Consider the following 20,083-nt stretch of genomic DNA (forward strand, 5'->3'; position numbering starts at 1 on the left):
TGAGTCTTATAAGTCTTACATAAACCGAAAGGGATGTGACTATGAGGAGACTCCAATCCAGACGACTGTTATCTGCTGCATTTGGTATAGTAATTTTCTTAACTGCACAAGTTTATTGTTTCGCTGAATCCGAACCAGGTCAAGGTATTCCTGGTTCAGAATTCTCGGGCGCAGATACATTCGATTCATTTAAGATGATCGCTAAAGTAATTTTCTTTTTAGTCTTGATTATTCTCTTGTTTTTTATGCTTATTAAATATCTTGCTAAGAAAAATAAGGGATCCTTTTTTGGGAATTCGATTCGTTCTATAGGTGGAGTGCCACTTGGACAGAACAAATCGGTTCAAATTGTTGAAATAGGTCATTCGCTCTTCGTGGTTGGCGTCGGAGAAAATATTCAATTGTTGGATAAAATCAATGACGCTGATGAAGTTGCCTATATTACAGAGCTGCTTACAGCGACTCAAGATCAAGGAACTGGATTTGTCTCTTTGAGTAAATGGGCAAGTAAGCTCTTTGTTCGTAATAAAGCGATCGAGGAAGATGTGGAAATCACCTCTTCATTTCAACAAGTATTTCACGATAAGCTTCAACGAGTGACGAATCGCAACAAAAACGTCGAAGATTGGCTTTCGGAACAAAAACCAAAAGATCGGTTGAATGTTGATGAATAGAAAGAAATTAGTTGTTATTGTTCTGTTGATGATTATGTCAGTTTTTATGCTGTCACTTACCGCATCAGCGGCTGACACCGACCCTAACAATCCAATACCAGGATTGAATGTCAATATTGGTTCTAGTGGTACTACTGGTTCTTCAAATACGGTAACACTTTTGTTATTGTTAACGGTGCTCAGCTTAGCGCCATCCTTTTTGATCTTAATGACTAGCTTTACCAGAATTGTCATCGTACTTGGTTTCGTGCGTACTTCACTTGGAACTCAGCAGATGCCACCAAATCAGGTTCTAATCGGACTCGCTCTGTTTTTAACCTTTTTTATTATGTCTCCGACTTTAGGACAGGTAAATCAAAATGCACTTCAACCGTATTTAAAGGGTGAAATTAATCAAACGCAAGCTTTTCAAAAGGCAGCAGGTCCTATGAAGGAGTTTATGTTTAAACATACTCGACAAAAGGATTTGAAACTGTTCCTTGATTATACGAAAGCCAAAGCTCCGACAGGTGTTGAAGATATTCCAATTACTGCACTTGTACCTGCTTATGCGATTAGTGAATTAAAGTCAGCATTTCAAATGGGTTTCATGATTTTCATACCGTTTTTGGTCATAGATATGGTTGTTTCCAGTACCCTTATGGCGATGGGGATGATGATGCTGCCGCCTGTCATGATTTCACTACCATTTAAGATACTCTTGTTCATTCTCGTAGATGGCTGGTATCTTGTAGTGAAGTCATTACTGTTAAGCTACAGCACATGATCATAATTACGGAGGTCACTATATGGGTTCGGAATTCGTTATTCGAATAGCTGGGGAAGCTGTTTATACAGTACTAAAAGCCAGTGCGCCGATGTTAATCATTGGGCTAGTGGTCGGTCTAATCATTAGTATTTTTCAAGCTACGACACAAATCCAAGAACAGACCCTCGCGTTTGTTCCTAAGATTGTAGCTGTCCTGTTATCGATACTTATTTTCGGTCCATGGATTTTGAATACATTGGTTGATTTTACTTATAATTTGCTGAACAACCTCTACAAATTCGTTGGATAGGTTGTGAAGGAGATGGCACTCTTTTTTCAAATGCTGCCTAGCTTTTTGCTTATTTTTTGTCGAATTACCTCATTCTTTGTCGTTGTCCCTGTATTTTCTTCGAAAAATGTGCCAACGATGTTTAAGATTGGGCTTGCACTCTTTATATCGTTAATTATTTTCACGGGGATGGGAATTCAACAACCGATTCCTATGGACGGTCAGTATGTGTTATTGATCATTAGAGAAATCCTAGTTGGGGTGCTTTTAGGCTTTCTGGCTTATGTATTCTTTACTGTCGTGCAAACGGCAGGTGCAATATTGGATATGCAAATTGGCTTCAGTATGGCTAATGTTATTGATCCATTAACTGGAGTTTCCTCCCCATTGTTGGGGAATCTCAAATACATGATCGCGGTGTTGCTATTCTTATCTTTCGATGGGCATCATTTTTTAATTAAAGCGATCATTGATAGCTATCGATGGATTCCTTTGGATAACCAATTATTTGATCGGATTTACCATGGTCAAATATCCGATTTCTTGTTCCGGTCATTTTCTAAAATGTTTTACTTATCGTTTCAAATGGCTGCGCCGATTGTTGCAGCGCTTTTTCTAGCCGATTTAGGTTTAGGGCTTTTAACACGGGTTGCTCCCCAATTTAATATATTTGTGGTAGGTGCACCTTTTAAATTAATTTTAGGCTTGGTACTTTTAACTTTTCTGTTTCCAGAACTAATATCACAGTTTCAAAACTTATTCGCTGCGATGTTCGACTCAATGGAGAAGCTTTTACAGCTCATTAGCGGCACACAACAAACATCTCCGTAGATGTAGGAGGAAGGCCGTGTCCCAACAATTTCGCTTGCAGCTTGATTTGCAATGGTTTGCTGGGGAAAAGTCTGAACCAGCTACACCGAAGAAAAGGCAAGAAGCGCGCAAAAAAGGTCAAGTTGCTAAAAGTATGGATTTACCGGCCGCATTAATTTTGTTATTTTCTTTCTTGGCTTTCCTTATGTTTGGAACGTATATGAAAGAAAGAATATTAAGAATGTTTCATAATGTATTCGAAAATCAACTCACAATGGACATTACTGCCGGGAATGTTCAAGTATTATTTGTGGATCTGGTAAGACAAGGTTTACTCATTTTAGCACCAATTTTTATATTAGTGCTTGTGATTGCGTTTCTAGCGAACTATGGTCAGATTGGTTTTATGTTCATCGGAGAGCCTTTATTAATGAAATTCAGTAAAATCAATCCAATCTCTGGCTTCAAACGGATTTTCTCCATGCGGACAGTTATGGAATTTCTGAAGTCTTCATTGAAATTAAGTATTATTGGATATGTCGTTTATACGACTTTGATGGCAGAAAAGGCAAAATTATTCGGGCTTGGTCATGCCCCACTTGAGAGCACATTTTCATTTATAGCTGGAGTAACGTTAAAGCTTGGGATTAAAATTGGTGCTATTTTAATCGTTCTGGCTGTCTTCGATTTTATTTACCAGAAGTATGAGCATGAAAAAAGCTTGAAGATGTCAAAGCAAGATATCAAAGATGAATATAAGAAGAGCGAAGGGGATCCATTCATTAAAGGTAAAATTCGTGCAAAGCAGCGTCAGATGGCGATGCAGCGAATGATGCAAGAAGTACCTAAAGCGGATGTAATTATTACGAATCCAACCCATTTTGCAGTTGCTTTGAAATATGATGCAAGCAATATGCAGGCACCTACTGTCATTGCTAAAGGTACCGATTACATGGCATTGAAAATTAAAGAAATTGCAAAGCAAAATGGTGTTTTAACGATGGAAAACAAGCCGCTAGCTCGAGCAATCTATGCACAAGTAGAGATTGGTGAAACGATACCTGGTGAGTTGTTCCAGGCTGTTGCAGAAGTGCTGGCATACGTATATAAAGTGAAGGGCAAAACGAATGGATGAATCTAATGCAAATGATGACATTAGTTTTTCTTAAAGCTGCTAAGGAGGGAGGTACAATCAGATGAAAATTAAAGATTTACTCGTTCTTTTAGGAATTATAGGTATTGTATTAATGATGGTTGTACCAGTTCCAATCCCTTTGTTGGATTTTTTGTTGATTATCAACATTTCAGTTGCGTTAATGATTATTTTGGTAGCTATGAATACGAAGGAAGCTCTTCAGTTCTCAATATTTCCTTCTTTACTTTTGATAACCACTTTGTTCCGGTTGGCATTAAACGTGTCGACAACGCGGAACATTTTGTCACATGCAGAAGCAGGTAACGTGGTCAGAACTTTTGGTTCTTTCGTAGCCGAAGGCAATATCGTTGTGGGGTTCGTTGTGTTCCTCATTCTTGTCTTGGTTCAGTTTATTGTTATTACCAAAGGTTCTGAGCGTGTTGCCGAGGTAGCGGCGAGATTTACTCTCGATGCAATGCCTGGTAAGCAAATGAGTATCGATGCAGATTTGAATGCAGGATTAATAAATGAAACGCAAGCGCGTGAACGCAGGCAGAAAATTGAACGTGAAGCCGATTTCTATGGCGCCATGGATGGTGCGAGTAAATTCGTTAAAGGGGATGCTATCGCGGGTATCATTATTCTCGTGATTAACTTAATTGGCGGATTTATTATTGGGATGACCATGAAGGGCATGTCTTTTAGCGAGGCTTTGGAAACATTTTCGATCTTAACAATTGGTGATGGTCTCGTAAGTCAAATTCCTGCGCTACTTATTTCAACTGCAGCAGGTATTATTGTCACTCGTGCTTCATCCGAAGGAAATCTGGGCCATGACATTACTAAACAGCTAACTGCGCAACCCAAATTACTTTATATCGTTGCTGGTACGCTTATGTTGCTCGGGATTTTTACTCCTATACATTGGTATACGACTTTCCCAGTCGGTGGATTATTAATATATGCAGCCTTTAAAATGCAGAAAAACTTGGAAAATCAAGCGATCAAGGACGAGCAAATGGTCGAAGAGCAACAAATCGAAGAAGTGCGGAGTCCAGAGAGTGTTATTTCTTTATTGCAAGTTGATCCGATTGAATTTGAGTTTGGTTATGGTCTAATTCCACTTGCTGATACTCAGCAAGGTGGAGATTTATTGGATCGAATCATTCTGATTCGTAGACAGTGCGCACTTGAACTTGGAGTCGTTGTACCCGTTATTCGTATCAGGGATAATATTCAATTACGGCCAAATGAATATATCATCAAAATTAAAGGCAATACGGTTGCGCGTGGCGAACTACTCCTTAATCACTACCTAGCGATGAGTCCAGGCATTGATGATGATTCGATTTCTGGTATTGAAACAACGGAGCCAGCCTTCGGATTACCTGCTATATGGATTGATGAAGTGACGAAAGAGCGTGCGGAGCTTTCTGGTTATACAGTGGTTGACCCTCCATCTGTGGTCGCTACTCATTTAACTGAAATTATTAAGAAGCATACGCATGAGTTGCTTGGTCGTCAAGAGACGAAGGCGCTCATCGAGAATGTTCGTGAGACGTATCCAGCTCTCGTAGACGATCTAATTCCATCTGTTCTTTCTATTGGGGATGTACAAAAGGTATTAGCTAAACTGCTTCGTGAAAAAATCTCTGTTCGTGACTTGGTAACGATACTTGAGACACTTGCTGATTATGGTTCCTATACGAAGGATCCAGAAATTTTGACGGAATATGTAAGGCAATCGCTATCAAGACAAATCACGCAGCAGTATACTGCACTAGGAGATTCTCTGAAAGTCATTACAGTCGGACCATCAGTAGAAAAGAAAATTGCTGACTCTGTTCAGCAGTCGGATCAGGGTAGTTATCTCGCATTAGATCCTTCCTCCTCGCAGATTATTTTTCATCGCGTAAGCGAGCAAGTGACGAAGTTGATTCAATCAGGTCAGCAACCCGTTATTTTGACTTCTCCGACGATTCGCATGTATTTGAGACAGCTCTTGGAAAGAACATTGCAGGATATTCCTGTTTTGTCGTACAGCGAGTTAGAACCTAGCGTTGAAATTCAGAGCATGGGGGTAGTCAATTTATGAGAGTAAAAAGATACGTTGTCGATTCCATGCCTGATGCTCTCCAAAAAATACGTACAGATTTGGGTAAGGATGCCGTTATCTTGAATACAAAAGAGGTTCGCACAGGCGGATTTTTGGGGATGTTCGGTAAGAAGAAGATCGAGGTCATCGCAGCCATCGACGCGAATTCGAATACTGGGAGCATGGGCGCTCCCAAAACATCTCCACAATCCCAAGTTCAACGAAACCTGCAAGTTCCAGCTAGTAACCCACCTGCAAGAGAAATGGAATACCGCTCTGATTTTCCGGAAGTGCCGGATTTATTTGTGGCTACAGCTTCTCCTAAGAAAGAGCTTGTCACTGTTGCTTCAACGGTTGAGACAGTTAATGCGTATTCACCGCAGCAAGTTTATTCACAACAGCCAATAAATGTCCCGGCAAAAGCAAATCCGAAGGAAGAGTTTCTCTTGGAGGAACTGAAGCAAATGAAAGAGATGATGAGGAAGTTAACCATTTCCTCGGACATTACAGAGTTACCTGAGCCACTGCAGAAACTTGAACAAAGATTGTTAGAGCAAGAAGTTGATCCGGTTCTCGTTCAGCAAATGATTGACGATATCGTGAGGAATGCTAAGGAAAAGGATGAGCCAGTTACTGATCAATCAGCACTTCTATCCGTTCGGTCGAAGCTAAGTAGCATCTTAAGATCTGAAGAGAGTAAACAGATATTGCCCAATACACGTGTGGTACATTTTGTAGGTCCTACTGGTGTAGGGAAGACAACAACAATTGCAAAGCTAGCTGCCGAACAAGTTCTAAAATATAAGCGGAAAGTTGGTTTTATTACATCTGATACTTATCGGATCGCTGCAATTGAGCAGTTGAAAACATACGCTACGATTTTAAATGTTCCTCTGGAGGTTGTTTTTTCACCTCAAGATTTGTCTAAAGCTTTTCATAATCTTGAAGCGTGCGATGTCATTTTTATGGATACTGCAGGTCGGAATTTTCGTAATGAAATGTATGTTTCCGAGTTAAATGCTTTATTGAAGACGCAAGGCAACAGCGAGACTATACTCGTTCTAAGCCTGACGACCAAATATCGGGATATGCGAGCGATAACGAATAATTTCAATAAATTTAAATTGGACAAGGTATTATTTACCAAAATGGATGAAACGGATTCCTACGGAGCTATAGTAAATCTCGTTCATGAATTTTCATTACAGCTTTCTTATGTCACTAACGGTCAAAGTGTTCCTGATGATATTTCCGAAATGGATGAGTCACAGATCATCGACTTGTTGTTGGAGGAGCCTCAATCATGACTGATCAAGCGCAAGGGTTACGGAACCTGGTTCAAAGTGAAAGTGAAAAAAGCATCAAGACAACCAGGATCATTACCGTGACTAGCGGAAAGGGAGGCGTTGGGAAATCAAATTTTACGCTGAACTTCGCTTTAACGCTGCAGTCTCAAGGTTATAAAGTTCTTGTCTTTGACGCAGATATTGGACTAGCCAACATTGATGTCTTGATGGGCGTGTCCTCTAAATACAGCTTGTATCACCTTTTGAAAAAGGAAAAAACAATCTGGGAAATTATCCAGAAGGGTTATAATGATCTAGAATTTATTGCCGGTGGTTCAGGGTTTAATGATTTACTCCGTTTGACAGAAGAAGAATTGAATTACTTCGCTGAACAGGTTTCACAGCTTAATGGTTATGCTGACTTTATTATTTTTGACACAGGTGCAGGGCTTTCGAAAGAAACTTTGAAGTTCATTCTCGCAGCCGAAGAAACATTCGTTGTTACAACACCAGAACCAACGTCGATAACTGACGCTTATGCAATTATTAAAATGGTTAATTCCATGGGGCATAACGTTTCATTTAGATTAGTCATCAATCGTGTTGCGGATTTCAAGGAAGGTAAACAAACGGCAGATAAAATAAGCTTAGTAGCCAAGCAGTTTTTAGATTTAGATATCCCTACGCTTGGATTTGTAGACGATGATCAAATGGTTTCTAAAGCGGTAAAGAAGCAAATTCCATTTACAGTAGCATTTCCGAATTCACCAGCAGCTAAAAGTCTACAAACGATAGCAGCTAGTTATATTTCGGGGTACCAAGTCAACGTAGAGTCAGTTTCAGGTGTCAAAGGATTTCTGAGCAAAATGATGAAGCTTTTGAAATAAGATTCAAATTTTATATATGAATCGTTTTCATTTAGCCCATAAAGGGAGGTAAACAGCATGGGGCCTTATAACATTCTAATCGTAGATGACTCCGTCTTTATGCGCAAAATAATTAGCGATCTCATTTCTGAAAATCCACAATTTAAAATTGTGGGAACTGCGAAGAATGGTAAAGAAGCCATTGATCAAGTGAAACTTTTGCGACCAGATGCAGTCACGATGGATATTGAAATGCCAGAAATGAACGGTTTAGATGCGTTGCAGCGCATCATGGCTGAACAGCCTACTCCGATTATTATGCTTAGCTCGCTGACGCAAGAAGGGGCATCTGAAACGATAAGAGCCCTTGAGCTTGGCGCTATAGATTTTATTAGGAAACCGTCAGGATCCATTTCTTTGGACTTATATAAAGTGAAGCAATTGCTTCATGAGAAACTGCAAATTGCAGTAAGATCCAAGATGAGATCTTTTCAACAGGTGTTGCCTGCTAAGGTGCCACAGACGTATTTGGCCAAGAGCAACGTTAGTACATTGAAGCCACCCGATTCCAAAACGCTTCCAAGCAGTGGAGGAACTAACTTTGATAATTTGGTTGCCATCGGCACATCAACAGGTGGTCCGAGAGCCCTGCATCAGGTGATTTCCCAAATTCCAGCGGGTTTTCCTGCACCTATTCTTATTGTGCAACACATGCCACCTAATTTCACAAAGTCTTTGGCACAGCGACTTAATGATATTTCACAGATTCAAGTCGTGGAGGCTCAAGATGGAGATATCCTTCATACAGCAACCGCTTATGTGGCTCCTGGGGGCTGGCATATGACTGCGTATAAGGATTCTTTTAAAACGTATAAGATCCGATTAACAAAAGAAGATCCTCGTTCTGGACACCGTCCTTCTGTGGACGTCATGTTCGAGTCCCTAATTGGTATGAGCGAGTTGAAAAGGCATATTGTACTGATGACTGGCATGGGAAGTGATGGAGCTAAAGGAATGCTTGCTCTTCAACAATCTGGAGTAACAACAACGATTGCTGAGTCTGAGGAGACATGCGTTGTCTATGGAATGCCAAGAGCTGCCGTTGAGTTGAAAGCTGCCATGCATGTTCTACCTCAACAGAACATTGCGGCCAAGTTAACCCAAGCTGTTCTCACTTGATTGAACCGTAACAAGCAGGTTACATAACGATCCTTTTGGAGGTGTTTGGTTTGGAACTTAGTCAATATCTATCGATGTTTATCGATGAATCGAAAGAACATTTGCAAGCTATGAATGAGAATTTGCTCAGTTTGGAAAGCAGTCCTCAGGACATCAGTATTGTCCATAATATTTTCCGCTCTGCCCATACGTTGAAAGGGATGTCAGCAACAATGGGATTTGAAGATATTGCATCTTTGACGCATGAGATGGAAAATGTTTTGGATTTAGTTCGTAATAATAAGTTAGCCATGAATCCATTCATTTTTGATTGTATTTTTAAAAGTTTGGACTCTTTAGAATCGATGGTTGAAGATATTATTCAAGGTGGAACGGGTAAAGCTGACGTTACACAAATTGTAGCCGCATTGCGTTCAATCGTTACTGGCGATTATAACACTCCTCAAGTTACAGCAACGGCAGTAGCTAAAGAGCCTGCTAAAGGAATTGAGGTTGATGAATATCAGTTCTCTATCCTTCAGCAATCTATTGATTCAGGTTTTTTAGTTTTTTATGTAGAAGTAAGTGTTAGAGAAAATTGTGTATTAAAGGCTGCACGCGCCTATATGGTGTTCGATACGTTGGAAAGAATGGGAGAAATCGTGAAAGCGACCCCATCAGTACAAGAAATCGAGCAAGAAAAATTTGATCGCTCTTTCTCTCTCTATTTTATATCAAAGGTAGATCAAGCTACGCTTGAAAAAGAGATTTTGAACGTTTCTGAGATTGAAACAGCAGTTATTATAACGGTCGACACCGAGTCACTTGCTGAAATGTCCCGTCCTAGGACGGAAGTAGAAGCAGCCACACAAGAAATTGCTGCCGCTGTTGCAGCAGTAACTGCCGCTTCCGTTGCTCCAGACGCTGTAACAAAGGCTGAACCTGCAGCCGTCTCTAAACCAGCTGCTGGGGGAGGAGCCCCAGTTGCTAATCGTACGATACGTGTAGATATTGAACGTTTGGATGCGCTTATGAATCTATTCAGCGAACTATTGATTGATCGTGCACGTTTGGAGCAGTTGGCAAGCGAAGTTAAGCGTAATGATCTTACAGAAACCGTTGAGCACATGTCTAGAGTAAGCAGTGATTTGCAAAATATCGTTTTGAAACTTCGAATGGTCCCAGTTGACTCTGTTTTTAATCGTTTCCCACGTATGATCCGAGATTTAGCGAAATCGCTAGATAAGAAGGTAGATTTGGTTATTACAGGAGCGGAAACTGAATTGGATCGCACAGTTATTGATGAAATCGGAGATCCACTGGTTCACTTGCTCCGTAATTCTGTAGACCATGGTGTAGAATCTATTGCTAATCGTTTAGCTGCTGGCAAAAGTGAGCATGGCACGATTCAATTGAGAGCATTCCACAGTGGAAATCATGTCTTTATTGAAATTGAGGATGATGGTGCAGGAATTAATCGAGATCGAATTCTTAAGACAGCGATTAAAAATGGACTTGTCACACTAGAGCAATCTAGTAAGTTGACGGATAAAGAAGTATACAATCTCTTATTTGAATCAGGTTTCAGCACAGCGGAAAAGATTTCTGATATTTCGGGACGTGGTGTTGGTCTTGATGTTGTGAAAACCAAAATTCAAATGTTAGGCGGACACGTACAAGTTGATTCGAAACTAGGTTTCGGAAGTAAATTCTCTGTGCAGTTGCCGTTAACATTGTCGATCATATCTGCGATGCTCGTTCGTCTTGGCAGTGAGAAATATGCGATACCTTTGTCTTCGATTGTAGAAACATCGGCCATTCAGAATTCGCAAGTTCGCAACATTCACGGCAACAAAATGGTTGATTACCGTAATAGCGTGATTCCACTCGTCTCATTAAGTAAATTGTTCGATGTTCCTGATTTTAATGAAGAGCAGGAAGAGGAGACGGAAATCGTAGTTGTTCGCAAAGGGGACAAGCAGGTTGCGCTTCTGGTGGACGAATTCATCGGTCAACAAGAAATCGTTTTGAAAACATTAGGGAAATACTTGTCGGGTCTGTTTGCCATATCGGGTGCTACGATTTTGGGTGATGGACAAGTAGCTTTGATTATTGATCCTAATGCCCTGATTAAGTAATACGAACTGTTAAAGCAATCATATAAGGAGGGTTTCACAATGGGAGAAGAAAAAAAGGTAATTGTATTCGCACTTGGTACGGAAGAGTACGGCGTTGAAGTCGAAAAGGTTAGAACAATTGAAAGAATGCAGCCTATGACTCGTGTACCTAAGGCTCCTGTTTTTATTAAGGGAGTAATTAATCTTCGTGGTGTTGTCATTCCGATTATCGATCTTCGTTCCAGATTTGGATTAGATCAACAGGAATATACAGATGCAACTCGTATTATTATTGTCTCTGCTGGGGAATTTGAAGTGGGATTGATCGTAGATTCTGCAAATGATGTTATTGATCTCGATACGGACAACATCGATAATCCCCCAGAAATTGTGGGTGGAATTAAAGCCAAATACTTAGATGGCATTGCGCGTGTTGGGGAGCAGCGTCTCCTTGTCTTGCTGAATTTGGAGCAAGTGCTTGATCGTCATGAAATTCAACAGCTAGAAAAAGTTGAGGATTAAGAAGTGAATGTATTTAAGGACTTAGCCGATTTTCAAATGGATGTTCTCAAAGAAGTGGGGAATATTGGCGCGGGGCACGCTGCAACCGCGCTTTCAACACTGCTTAGCAAACCCATAGATATGCTTGTGCCCAAAGTGCGGATGCTGCCTTTCGAAGAAATTTGTGATAGTGTGGGTGGCGCTGAGACGGCAGTACTTGCTATCTTTCTACGTGTAGATGGGGATGCTCCCGGGAACATGTTCTTTATCTTAAATTTGGATGCCGCAAAAAATATGCTGAGAGATTTAATCGGTCTTGAAATTCTTGATGATGAAGAGTATTCTGAGCTTGAATTATCTGCACTGAACGAGATTGGAAACATTTTAGCTGGCTCCTATTTATCGTCTTTAGCTGATTTTACACAATTAAATTTACAGCCGACCGTTCCATCATTGGCTATTGATATGGCTGGCGCGATTTTAAGTTATGGCCTCCTGCAATTCGGAGAAATGGGAGATCAGGCGCTGTTAATCGATACCAAATTTATGGAAGGGGAAAATGAGGTGCAGGGACACTTTTTCCTAATTCCTGATCCTGATTCATTTGGGAAAATCTTTGCGGCATTAGGGGTAGAGTCTCCATGATCCAAGAAAATATGATCAAAGTAGGAATGGCTGACCTGAACGTTGCACACGTAACAGGTGTGCTTAAGACAACAGGATTAGGTTCTTGTGTGGGTGTTACTTTGTATGACAGCCGCGTTAAGGTCGCCGGTATGGCACATGTTATGCTGCCTTCTTCGGAAATTGCCCGAGAGGGAACAATTAATTTAGCCAAATATGCCGATACAGCTATTCCCGAGTTGATTTCACAAATGGAAAAGCTCGGTGCTAGCCTCGGTAGAATGGAAGCTAAACTTGCTGGCGGGGCCCAGATGTTTGCTTTTGCTGGAAATAATGATACGATGAGAATTGGTCCGAGAAATGTAGAATCTTGTAAGGATATGTTGAAAAAGTACGGAATTCCTATTAAGGCTGAAGACACCGGGGCAAATTACGGTCGGACAATTGAATTTAACAGTGAATCCGGTATTTTGCTTATTCGTAGTGTCCAACAAGGAGTAAAGGAAATCTAAACTATGATAGGAACCATTCGAATTAATCTGATAGTTGCTGCATTGGCCGGATTGTTCACATTTGCATTATCCATTGCTAATAACTTGTTACTGACAACATGTTTAAAGAGCCTTTATAGTTTTGTTATTCTGTTTGTCTTGACCTTTGGTTTCAGGTGGGTATTGGGTGTAATGACAGGTTTTGATCACAGAGAAGGAAAACAATCATTGGACAATTACGAAGTCAATGATGCAGTTGGACAAACCTTGGATATGACAACTCCTGATGATGAGGATGCAGCAACACGAGAGATGCTTAAAGCTAACTTGGATCCTAATCACTCCAAACATGCAGCTGAAACACAGTTTTCACCACTGAATCCACCTAAGCTCGTCACCAAGAATAATTTGGACCCTGAACAACTGGCTGGGGCCTTAAGGCGCATGTCTGAAGACTAAGGATGGTGAAACGTAAGTCATGATCGAACAAAAGCAATCCCAATTGGCTAATATCGACCTCTGGAAACAGTGGAAAGAGCAGGGATGGATTCCTGCTAAGCAAGCGCTTATTGAAAACTACTTATCTTTGGTCGATTATGTATCAGGACGCCTCGCCATTGGGCTGCCCAAAAGTGTCTCGAAAGAGGACCTTACGAGTTTTGGAGTCATGGGACTTATTGATGCCGTTGAGAAATTTGATTACGCTCGTGGGTTACAGTTTGAAACATACGCCTCATGGCGTATTCGTGGTGCCATTATTGACGGACTTAGACAAGGGGATTGGGTGCCCCGTTCGGTTAGAGAGAAGGCTAAGAAAGTTGAAGAGGCCTATCAGAAGCTAGAGCAGAAATATTTGCGTTCAGTTACTGATGCGGAGATGAGCGAATATCTCGAAATCAGTGAGCAAGATTTTCAACATATGCTGCAGGATATTTCGATTACAACCGTGTGTTCAATTGATGATCCCATTCGTGAGGAAGATTCGGAAACTCGGCTCTCCTTGCTTATTGATGAAAAGGCTAAAAATCCAGAGTTTAAGGTAAATGAATTTTTCCTTAAAGATTCTCTAGCTCGTGCGATTGAAAGACTGACGGATAAAGAAAGAACAGTAGTATCTTTATTTTATTTTGAAGAACTTTCTTTAAGTGAAATTGCAGAAGTAATGAGTTTATCACCGTCGCGCATTTCTCAATTGCATTCCAAGGCGATCCTTCGATTAAAAGGTGTACTTGGTCGATTTAGAAACCAGCTTTTTCAAGATACGTAATGTTCATAAGAAGGACGCGAAAGGTGGTATGTCCATGCTTGAGAGGAACATGCCTTTAGACTATTACATCACGATTTCCATCTCAGAAGATAAATTATCGGCATTTATATTGATCACTCATGCTGAAGAGGACTTCAAAGTAACGATAAATCAGTTAGAAGACTTACTTAGCGCTGCACACATTGTACATGGTATAGACCGCACGCAGCTTATACAAATATCAGCAGATCCCAAGCTTTTTTATAATCAAAAAGTGGTTATAGCTAAAGGGATCAAATCAGTTGAAGGTCAAAATGGCTCGATAAAATTTATTTATGATTTTGATAATAACGAAAAAAAACCGCTTGAACTAGAAGACGGCAGGGTGAATTATAAAGAAGTTATTTCTATTAATAATGTTAAAAAGGGACAGCTTATCGGGCAGCGATTCTTAGCTACAGAGGGTACTCCTGGCAAAGCAGTAACGGGTGAGGCTCTTTATACGAAAGCTGGTAAAGAAGCACGTTTTAAGTTAGGCAAGAATGTGGTCACTGATGCTGACCAAATGGGGATGTACTCGACCATTGACGGAATGGTTGTCAAAACGGATCGAGATAAGGTCAATGTATTTCCAATTTATGAGGTAACTGGGGATGTTGATTATAACATTGGCAATATTGATTTTATTGGAACTGTTGTAGTTCGAGGTAATGTGCTTCCTGGTTTTAAAATTCGTGCTTCTGGTGATATACGTGTTACTGGAGGCGTTGAAGCAGCAGAGCTTGAAGCAGATGGATCAATTGAAATTAATGCTGGTATCGTTGGTCAAAATAAAGCGCATCTAAAAGCAGGCAAGAATGTAAAAAGTTCGTTTATTCAAGATGCTTTTGTTGAAGCTGGAGAAGAATTAAATGTTTCACAGAGTATTATGCATTCTACGATTCGCGCTGGCAAAGCTGTAAATTGTAATGGTTCCAAAGGTCTTATCGTAGGTGGTTCGATTCAAGCTGGTGAACGAGTGACTGCACGTACAATCGGGAATTCAATGTCCACAACGACAGTTATTGAAGTAGGGGTATTACCCGAACTGCGTAATGAAATGCTGCAGCTCCGTAATCAATTAAAATTACATATGGAAAATATGGATAAAACAGATAAGGCGCTCTCCCTTTTGGATCAATTGGCGGCTGCAGGGCAGCTAGGTCCCGATAAAGTAGCTATGCGAATCAAACTTAATCATACGAAAAAGCAAGCCATTGAAGAGCAACATACAATTAAAGACCGTATTTTTGAAATCGAAAAATCTTTAGAAGATTCCGAGAATGCCAAGGTCGAAGTACTCTCAACTATTTATGGCGGATCAAAGATCGTAATTGGACGTTACACGAAATTCATCAAAGATCCTACCAGCCGAATGTCATTTCGTCTAAGTGATGGCGACATATCGATGAGTGCATACGTATAGTTGAAGGAGATGCTTCCATATGAGTATGAAAGCAATTGAATTACAGTTTGCCGTTCATAAAAATGATGAAGCAGGCATTCGTCAAAATCAACTTATGCAAAAACCGCGGCAGGACGAAACAATTCTAGAAAATCAAAGTGTGCAAACAACGGAAAGAGATAGCCATCGCAGTGGTAAACTCGAAGAAAGCGCACGGACTAACGTGAATGACATGGATAAACAAAAGCAAAAACATCAAAAGGGTAAAAATAAGCAAAAAGCTAAAGTCGAATCTCATGCAATACTAAACACTCATCATTCTGATCATCCATACAAAGGTCATCATATCGACTTATCGCTATAAACTTGTTACTTCAATAAAAGAAAAAGGTGAGTCAAATTGGATATGAAGCCTTGGATGTATATTGTCCTTCTGGGTCTTGTGATCATTGTTTATGCAAGATTCATTCCGAAGAAAGAGGCAAATTCTTCAGCAAAACCTAACGTAGTTCAAGAAATCGAGGAGACGATTGAGCATTTTGCCGCTGAAATGGACGAGCAGAACCAAGCGCTTCTCGACTTGTTCTCCCGAACTAAACAAGACTATGAAGTTGAACTTGCAAAGCTTGGCGGGAGACTTGAATCCTTAGAAAAGCAAAAGTATGAACTGTCTCAAGAGTTGACAAAAGTGCATGTGAATCAACAATTGAATTTACGGACCTCTGAGACTTCCAATCGTTCAGAAACCGTATCCGAGGCATCCTTGACTGCATTGAATAGTCATCTTCAAACGCAAGCAGCAGCTCTTTTAATGAAAGAAGAGTCTGCTCTGGAGTCAGAAGAAGTTCAAGGGTCTAGCTTCGCTGATATGAGCATGAAGAGCAGGTACGCTGAACTATTTGAATTATATGACCAAGGCAAAGGTGTAGAAGCGATAGCAAAGAAGCTGAATATGAATAAAGGCGAGGTAAGTTTGATCCTTCAACTATCCAGACAGGAGGAACAGTCCCGTGTTTAAGAACCGATCTTATCTTTTAGGTATAGGTACAGGTATTATTGTTGGAGCTCTCCTCCTGCAGATCATGAGCGCTCGCCCTGCAGCGGTAGGTCCTGGTACGACATTTGATGAGATGGATCCCTTGAAACTCAAGGAACAGGCTTCCAAGTACTATCAAGTGTTTGATAAGGAGACTAAACTCTTTACACAAGCTGATTTTGATGCTGGGGTTAAAACAAAGCTTAAGGAAGAAACCGACAAATTGCTTGCCTCCAAGCCTCAAGCTCAACAACAAACGAAAATTGTGGTTTATGTCCAACCCAATCTTGATGCTACTGCGGTTACCGAATTGCTTATAAAAACAGGTATTATTTCAGATCGCAAGGCGTTCACCGCGGAATTAGAAAAACAAGGCGGGAATTTCAAGATTCAAGTTGGCCCTCATGTGTTTGAAGGGGTTTTGGATATGAAGCAAGTTGTTGCAAACTTAATTGCTGTTCAATAAAGCAGACCTACAAAGCGATCTTTTGTGGTCTGTTTTTGTATGCTTTTTCTAAATAATTAACAATTATTACGGTCACCAGAACGATCATGGTAAAAGGTTGCATAGGCTTTTGAGTTGTGGTATATTTATTCTCGGTGTTAAAAACTCACGCCCGTCAATTTATATAATGGTGCTTACCTTGGTAAGTGTTATATAAAGATGCGACAGGCGGCGGATACCAAATAAACCATTTTAAGGGAGGGATTGGAGATGGCAGTTATCTCCATGAAACAGCTTTTAGAAGCTGGCGTACATTTCGGTCACCAAACTCGTCGTTGGAACCCGAAAATGGACAAGTACATCTTTACTGAAAGAAACGGTATTTACATCATTGACTTGCAAAAAACGGTTAAAAAAGTTGAGGAAGCATACAACTTTGTTAAATCCGTTTCCGAAGACAATGGTACAATTCTTTTCGTTGGTACAAAAAAACAAGCTCAGGATTCAGTTGCTGAAGAAGCTGAGCGTTGTGGTATGTACTATATCAACCAACGTTGGTTGGGTGGTACATTGACTAACTTCCAAACGATTCAAAAACGTATTGACCGTTTGAAAACCCTTGAAAGATGGGAAGAAGACGGTACATTCGGAGTTCTTCCTAAAAAAGAAGTTATCATTCTCCGTAAAGAGAAAGATCGTCTTGAGAAATTCCTAGGTGGAATTAAGAACATGAAAGGTCTACCTAGTGCTTTGTTTATCATCGATCCTCGCAAAGAGCGTATTGCTGTTGCAGAAGCTCGCAAATTGGGTATCCCAATCGTTGGTATTGTAGATACTAACTGCGATCCAGATGAAATCGACTACGTGATTCCAGGTAATGATGATGCGATTCGCGCAGTGAAATTGTTGACTGCTAAAATTGCTGATGCTGTTATCGAGGCACACCAAGGCGAGCAAACAACAGCTTAATTTATAAGAGTGTGAGAAGGGTGGTTGGAAGGTGTAACAGCCTGTCACCACCCTTTTTTTAAAGAGTAGAATTCACTACATATAATAATTTGGGAGGTTTCTATCAATGGCAGTTACGGCAGCACAAGTAAAAGAATTACGTGAGAAAACAGGCGCAGGTATGTTGGATTGTAAAAAAGCGCTTGAAGAAGCGAACGGCGATTTGACAAAAGCAGGAGAGCTGCTTCGTGAGAAAGGTCTTTCAGCAGCTGCTAATAAAGCAGGACGTATTGCTACAGAAGGCGCAGTTGAATCTTATATTCACGCTGGCGGTAAAGTGGGCGTTCTTGTTGAGATTAACTGTGAGACGGACTTTGTAGGTAAAACAGATCAATTCAAAACTTTCTGCAGAGACATTGCCATGCACATCGCTGCGGCAAGCCCAACCTATGTACGTCGTGAAGAAGTTCCGACAGAAGCTTTGGAAAAAGAAAAAGAAATTCTTCGCAACCAAGCTTTGAACGAAGGTAAACCTGAAAAAATCGTTGATAAAATGGTTGAAGGCCGCATTGGTAAATACTACGAAGAGTTCTGTCTGATGGAGCAACAATTCGTTAAAGATCCAGATAAAACGATTGATCAATTGTTGAATGAGAAAATTGCTGCAATCGGCGAGAACATCTCAATCCGTCGTTTCGTGCGTTTCGCACTTGGTGAAGGGCTTGAGAAAAAACAAGAAAATTTTGCAGAAGAAGTTATGTCCCAAGTTAAACTTTAATACGTAAGACCAAAGACGGAACACTTGGTGTTCCTTCTTTTTTAGCTACTGAGCACTATCTGTTCACCTATTGAAATGGAGGGTATACGCGTTGGAGCAACCTTTTTATAAAAGAGTGATACTGAAGCTAAGCGGGGAAGCTTTAGCTGGACAGCAAGGCTACGGCATCGATTCTGAAGTCATCACCTCGATCGCGCAACAAGTTAAGGATGTTGTCGAGTTAAACGTGGAAGTTGCCATTGTTGTTGGTGGTGGTAACATCTGGAGAGGGATTGCTGGAAGCGAGAAAGGTATGGACCGTGCGACAGCGGACTATATGGGCATGTTAGCAACTGTTATGAATTCCCTGGCTCTACAGGATGCACTCGAGACGATTGAAGTTCCTACAAGGGTCCAATCTTCAATCACTATGCAGCAGGTTGCAGAGCCTTACATTCGTAGAAGAGCCATGCGTCACTTGGAGAAGGGCAGAGTTGTAATCTTTGCCGCAGGTACTGGGAATCCATATTTCTCCACAGATACGACAGCGGCATTAAGAGCTGCTGAAATTGAGGCGGAAGTCATTTTAATGGCTAAAAATAAAGTGGATGGCGTATATTCGGCTGATCCATTTAAAGATCCGTCAGCCCAAAAGTATGAAACTTTGACTTATATGGAAGTAATTAGTAATAATCTTGGTGTCATGGACTCCACCGCTTCTTCCCTATGTATGGATAATAACATCCCGTTGGTGGTGTTTTCGATTACTGAAAAAGGGAATATCAAACGCGTTGTCCTTGGCGAGAAAATTGGGACTACAGTTAAAGGGAGTGTTTAAAACATGCCGCAATCAGTAAAAAAGAACGCAGAAGATCGAATGGAGAAAGCAATTGGCGCTTTGAAAAGAGACTTGACTTCATTGCGAGCGGGTCGCGCGACTCCTTCTTTGTTAGATCGTATTCAAGTTGAATATTACGGAGCTATGACTCCGGTTAATCAACTTGCGAATTTGACGACGCCCGATTCACGTACATTGCTGATTCAACCTTGGGACAAGAGTTCGATGAGCTCAATCGAGAAAGCAATTATGAAATCGGATATTGGTCTTACCCCTTCAAACGATGGAATAGTGATTCGAATTGTGATTCCTGCTTTAACGGAAGAACGTCGTGCTGATCTAGTGAAAATGACAAAAAAATTCGGCGAAGAAGCTAAGGTAGCTATTCGCAACATCCGCCGCGATGCGAACGATGAAGTTAAAAAGCTCGAAAAAGCTGGAATATCAGAAGATGAGTCCCGTAAGCATCAAGAAGATATTCAGAAATTCACGGACAAATTCGTGGCTGAAGTTGAAAAGGTTTTAGCTGGTAAAGAAAAAGAAATTATGGAAGTATAAGATAGATATGCCCCCCG

The 20,083-nt window shown here is 40.7% G+C and carries 23 protein-coding genes; all 23 read left to right on the forward strand.

What is annotated here, in order from left to right; all coding sequences use genetic code 11:
• The first annotated feature begins 41 nt into the window (after positions 1-41).
• The 23 genes from GK047_RS05920 to frr all read left to right on the forward strand — a co-directional run bounded on the left by GK047_RS05920 (position 42) and on the right by frr (position 20,066).
• Positions 42-674, forward strand: a complete 633-nt coding sequence (locus tag GK047_RS05920) for a flagellar biosynthetic protein FliO (protein WP_163942506.1) — start codon at positions 42-44, stop codon at positions 672-674.
• A 34-nt stretch (positions 675-708) separates the two neighbouring features.
• Complete coding sequence (gene fliP / locus GK047_RS05925) at positions 709-1,440, forward strand: flagellar type III secretion system pore protein FliP (protein ID WP_481855929.1); 732 nt, start codon at positions 709-711, stop codon at positions 1,438-1,440.
• Between the two features lie 22 nt (positions 1,441-1,462).
• Positions 1,463-1,732 (forward strand): flagellar biosynthesis protein FliQ, encoded by a 270-nt coding sequence (fliQ, locus tag GK047_RS05930; RefSeq protein WP_163942512.1) that lies wholly within the window; start codon positions 1,463-1,465, stop codon positions 1,730-1,732.
• Positions 1,733-1,744: 12 nt separating this feature from the next.
• Positions 1,745-2,542 (forward strand): flagellar biosynthetic protein FliR, encoded by a 798-nt coding sequence (gene fliR / locus GK047_RS05935; protein WP_163942515.1) that lies wholly within the window; start codon positions 1,745-1,747, stop codon positions 2,540-2,542.
• 16 nt (positions 2,543-2,558) lie between these two features.
• Positions 2,559-3,656, forward strand: a complete 1,098-nt coding sequence (gene flhB, locus GK047_RS05940) for a flagellar biosynthesis protein FlhB (RefSeq protein WP_163942519.1) — start codon at positions 2,559-2,561, stop codon at positions 3,654-3,656.
• A 61-nt stretch (positions 3,657-3,717) separates the two neighbouring features.
• A complete protein-coding gene (gene flhA, locus GK047_RS05945) occupies positions 3,718-5,751 on the forward strand; it encodes a flagellar biosynthesis protein FlhA (protein WP_163942522.1) in 2,034 nt (677 codons plus the stop codon).
• A complete protein-coding gene (flhF, locus tag GK047_RS05950) occupies positions 5,748-7,058 on the forward strand; it encodes a flagellar biosynthesis GTPase FlhF (protein ID WP_163942526.1) in 1,311 nt (436 codons plus the stop codon). Before flhA ends, flhF begins: the two co-directional genes overlap by 4 nt.
• The gene (locus tag GK047_RS05955; RefSeq protein WP_163942528.1) at positions 7,055-7,924 is read left to right on the forward strand and encodes a MinD/ParA family protein; all 870 of its coding nucleotides are present in this window, start codon (positions 7,055-7,057) and stop codon (positions 7,922-7,924) included. Before flhF ends, GK047_RS05955 begins: the two co-directional genes overlap by 4 nt.
• 57 nt (positions 7,925-7,981) lie before the next feature.
• A complete protein-coding gene (locus GK047_RS05960; protein WP_163942531.1) occupies positions 7,982-9,082 on the forward strand; it encodes a protein-glutamate methylesterase/protein-glutamine glutaminase in 1,101 nt (366 codons plus the stop codon).
• Positions 9,083-9,132: 50 nt separating this feature from the next.
• On the forward strand, positions 9,133-11,199 hold the full coding sequence (locus tag GK047_RS05965) for a chemotaxis protein CheA (RefSeq protein ID WP_163942534.1): 2,067 nt from the start codon (positions 9,133-9,135) through the stop codon (positions 11,197-11,199).
• A 39-nt stretch (positions 11,200-11,238) separates the two neighbouring features.
• Positions 11,239-11,700, forward strand: coding sequence for a chemotaxis protein CheW (locus tag GK047_RS05970; RefSeq protein WP_163942536.1), 462 nt, complete (start codon positions 11,239-11,241; stop codon positions 11,698-11,700).
• A gap of 36 nt (positions 11,701-11,736) precedes the next feature.
• Complete coding sequence (locus GK047_RS05975; RefSeq protein ID WP_205516510.1) at positions 11,737-12,324, forward strand: chemotaxis protein CheC; 588 nt, start codon at positions 11,737-11,739, stop codon at positions 12,322-12,324.
• The gene (locus tag GK047_RS05980) at positions 12,321-12,815 is read left to right on the forward strand and encodes a chemotaxis protein CheD (RefSeq protein ID WP_163942542.1); all 495 of its coding nucleotides are present in this window, start codon (positions 12,321-12,323) and stop codon (positions 12,813-12,815) included. The genes GK047_RS05975 and GK047_RS05980 overlap by 4 nt, the downstream gene beginning before the upstream one ends.
• A gap of 3 nt (positions 12,816-12,818) precedes the next feature.
• Positions 12,819-13,253 carry a hypothetical protein gene (locus tag GK047_RS05985; RefSeq protein WP_163942545.1) on the forward strand — a complete coding sequence of 145 codons (435 nt, stop codon included), beginning with the start codon at positions 12,819-12,821 and terminating at the stop codon, positions 13,251-13,253.
• A gap of 19 nt (positions 13,254-13,272) precedes the next feature.
• A complete protein-coding gene (locus tag GK047_RS05990) occupies positions 13,273-14,061 on the forward strand; it encodes a FliA/WhiG family RNA polymerase sigma factor (protein ID WP_163942548.1) in 789 nt (262 codons plus the stop codon).
• A 34-nt stretch (positions 14,062-14,095) separates the two neighbouring features.
• Positions 14,096-15,505: a DUF342 domain-containing protein gene (locus tag GK047_RS05995; RefSeq protein WP_163942551.1), complete on the forward strand. Its 1,410-nt coding sequence runs from the start codon at positions 14,096-14,098 to the stop codon at positions 15,503-15,505.
• Between the two features lie 19 nt (positions 15,506-15,524).
• Positions 15,525-15,848 (forward strand): hypothetical protein, encoded by a 324-nt coding sequence (locus tag GK047_RS06000; RefSeq protein ID WP_163942554.1) that lies wholly within the window; start codon positions 15,525-15,527, stop codon positions 15,846-15,848.
• 54 nt (positions 15,849-15,902) lie between these two features.
• Entirely contained in the window at positions 15,903-16,502 is a 600-nt protein-coding gene (locus GK047_RS06005; RefSeq protein ID WP_205516318.1) for a hypothetical protein, read from the forward strand.
• Complete coding sequence (locus tag GK047_RS06010) at positions 16,495-16,986, forward strand: hypothetical protein (RefSeq protein ID WP_163942560.1); 492 nt, start codon at positions 16,495-16,497, stop codon at positions 16,984-16,986. The genes GK047_RS06005 and GK047_RS06010 overlap by 8 nt, the downstream gene beginning before the upstream one ends.
• 249 nt (positions 16,987-17,235) lie before the next feature.
• Positions 17,236-17,934: a 30S ribosomal protein S2 gene (rpsB, locus tag GK047_RS06015; RefSeq protein ID WP_163942563.1), complete on the forward strand. Its 699-nt coding sequence runs from the start codon at positions 17,236-17,238 to the stop codon at positions 17,932-17,934.
• 106 nt (positions 17,935-18,040) lie between these two features.
• Complete coding sequence (gene tsf, locus GK047_RS06020) at positions 18,041-18,691, forward strand: translation elongation factor Ts (RefSeq protein WP_163942566.1); 651 nt, start codon at positions 18,041-18,043, stop codon at positions 18,689-18,691.
• A gap of 91 nt (positions 18,692-18,782) precedes the next feature.
• Positions 18,783-19,508, forward strand: coding sequence for a UMP kinase (gene pyrH / locus GK047_RS06025; RefSeq protein WP_163942568.1), 726 nt, complete (start codon positions 18,783-18,785; stop codon positions 19,506-19,508).
• A 3-nt stretch (positions 19,509-19,511) separates the two neighbouring features.
• On the forward strand, positions 19,512-20,066 hold the full coding sequence (gene frr, locus GK047_RS06030; RefSeq protein WP_163942572.1) for a ribosome recycling factor: 555 nt from the start codon (positions 19,512-19,514) through the stop codon (positions 20,064-20,066).
• Positions 20,067-20,083 lie beyond the last annotated feature (17 nt).

The sequence above is a fragment of the Paenibacillus sp. SYP-B3998 genome (assembly GCF_010820665.1).
Classification (GTDB): Bacteria; Bacillota; Bacilli; order Paenibacillales; family NBRC-103111; genus Paenibacillus_E.

Coding starts and splice junctions, on each gene's coding strand:
- GK047_RS05920 (WP_163942506.1), top strand. CDS start 42: ATGAGGAGACTCCAATCCAGACGACTGTTATCTGCTGCATTTGGTATA.
- fliP (WP_481855929.1), top strand. CDS start 709: ATGTCAGTTTTTATGCTGTCACTTACCGCATCAGCGGCTGACACCGAC.
- fliQ (WP_163942512.1), top strand. CDS start 1,463: ATGGGTTCGGAATTCGTTATTCGAATAGCTGGGGAAGCTGTTTATACA.
- fliR (WP_163942515.1), top strand. CDS start 1,745: ATGGCACTCTTTTTTCAAATGCTGCCTAGCTTTTTGCTTATTTTTTGT.
- flhA (WP_163942522.1), top strand. CDS start 3,718: ATGAAAATTAAAGATTTACTCGTTCTTTTAGGAATTATAGGTATTGTA.
- flhF (WP_163942526.1), top strand. CDS start 5,748: ATGAGAGTAAAAAGATACGTTGTCGATTCCATGCCTGATGCTCTCCAA.
- GK047_RS05955 (WP_163942528.1), top strand. CDS start 7,055: ATGACTGATCAAGCGCAAGGGTTACGGAACCTGGTTCAAAGTGAAAGT.
- GK047_RS05960 (WP_163942531.1), top strand. CDS start 7,982: ATGGGGCCTTATAACATTCTAATCGTAGATGACTCCGTCTTTATGCGC.
- GK047_RS05970 (WP_163942536.1), top strand. CDS start 11,239: ATGGGAGAAGAAAAAAAGGTAATTGTATTCGCACTTGGTACGGAAGAG.
- GK047_RS05975 (WP_205516510.1), top strand. CDS start 11,737: ATGGATGTTCTCAAAGAAGTGGGGAATATTGGCGCGGGGCACGCTGCA.
- GK047_RS05980 (WP_163942542.1), top strand. CDS start 12,321: ATGATCCAAGAAAATATGATCAAAGTAGGAATGGCTGACCTGAACGTT.
- GK047_RS05985 (WP_163942545.1), top strand. CDS start 12,819: ATGATAGGAACCATTCGAATTAATCTGATAGTTGCTGCATTGGCCGGA.
- GK047_RS05990 (WP_163942548.1), top strand. CDS start 13,273: ATGATCGAACAAAAGCAATCCCAATTGGCTAATATCGACCTCTGGAAA.
- GK047_RS05995 (WP_163942551.1), top strand. CDS start 14,096: ATGCTTGAGAGGAACATGCCTTTAGACTATTACATCACGATTTCCATC.
- GK047_RS06000 (WP_163942554.1), top strand. CDS start 15,525: ATGAGTATGAAAGCAATTGAATTACAGTTTGCCGTTCATAAAAATGAT.
- GK047_RS06005 (WP_205516318.1), top strand. CDS start 15,903: ATGTATATTGTCCTTCTGGGTCTTGTGATCATTGTTTATGCAAGATTC.
- rpsB (WP_163942563.1), top strand. CDS start 17,236: ATGGCAGTTATCTCCATGAAACAGCTTTTAGAAGCTGGCGTACATTTC.
- tsf (WP_163942566.1), top strand. CDS start 18,041: ATGGCAGTTACGGCAGCACAAGTAAAAGAATTACGTGAGAAAACAGGC.
- frr (WP_163942572.1), top strand. CDS start 19,512: ATGCCGCAATCAGTAAAAAAGAACGCAGAAGATCGAATGGAGAAAGCA.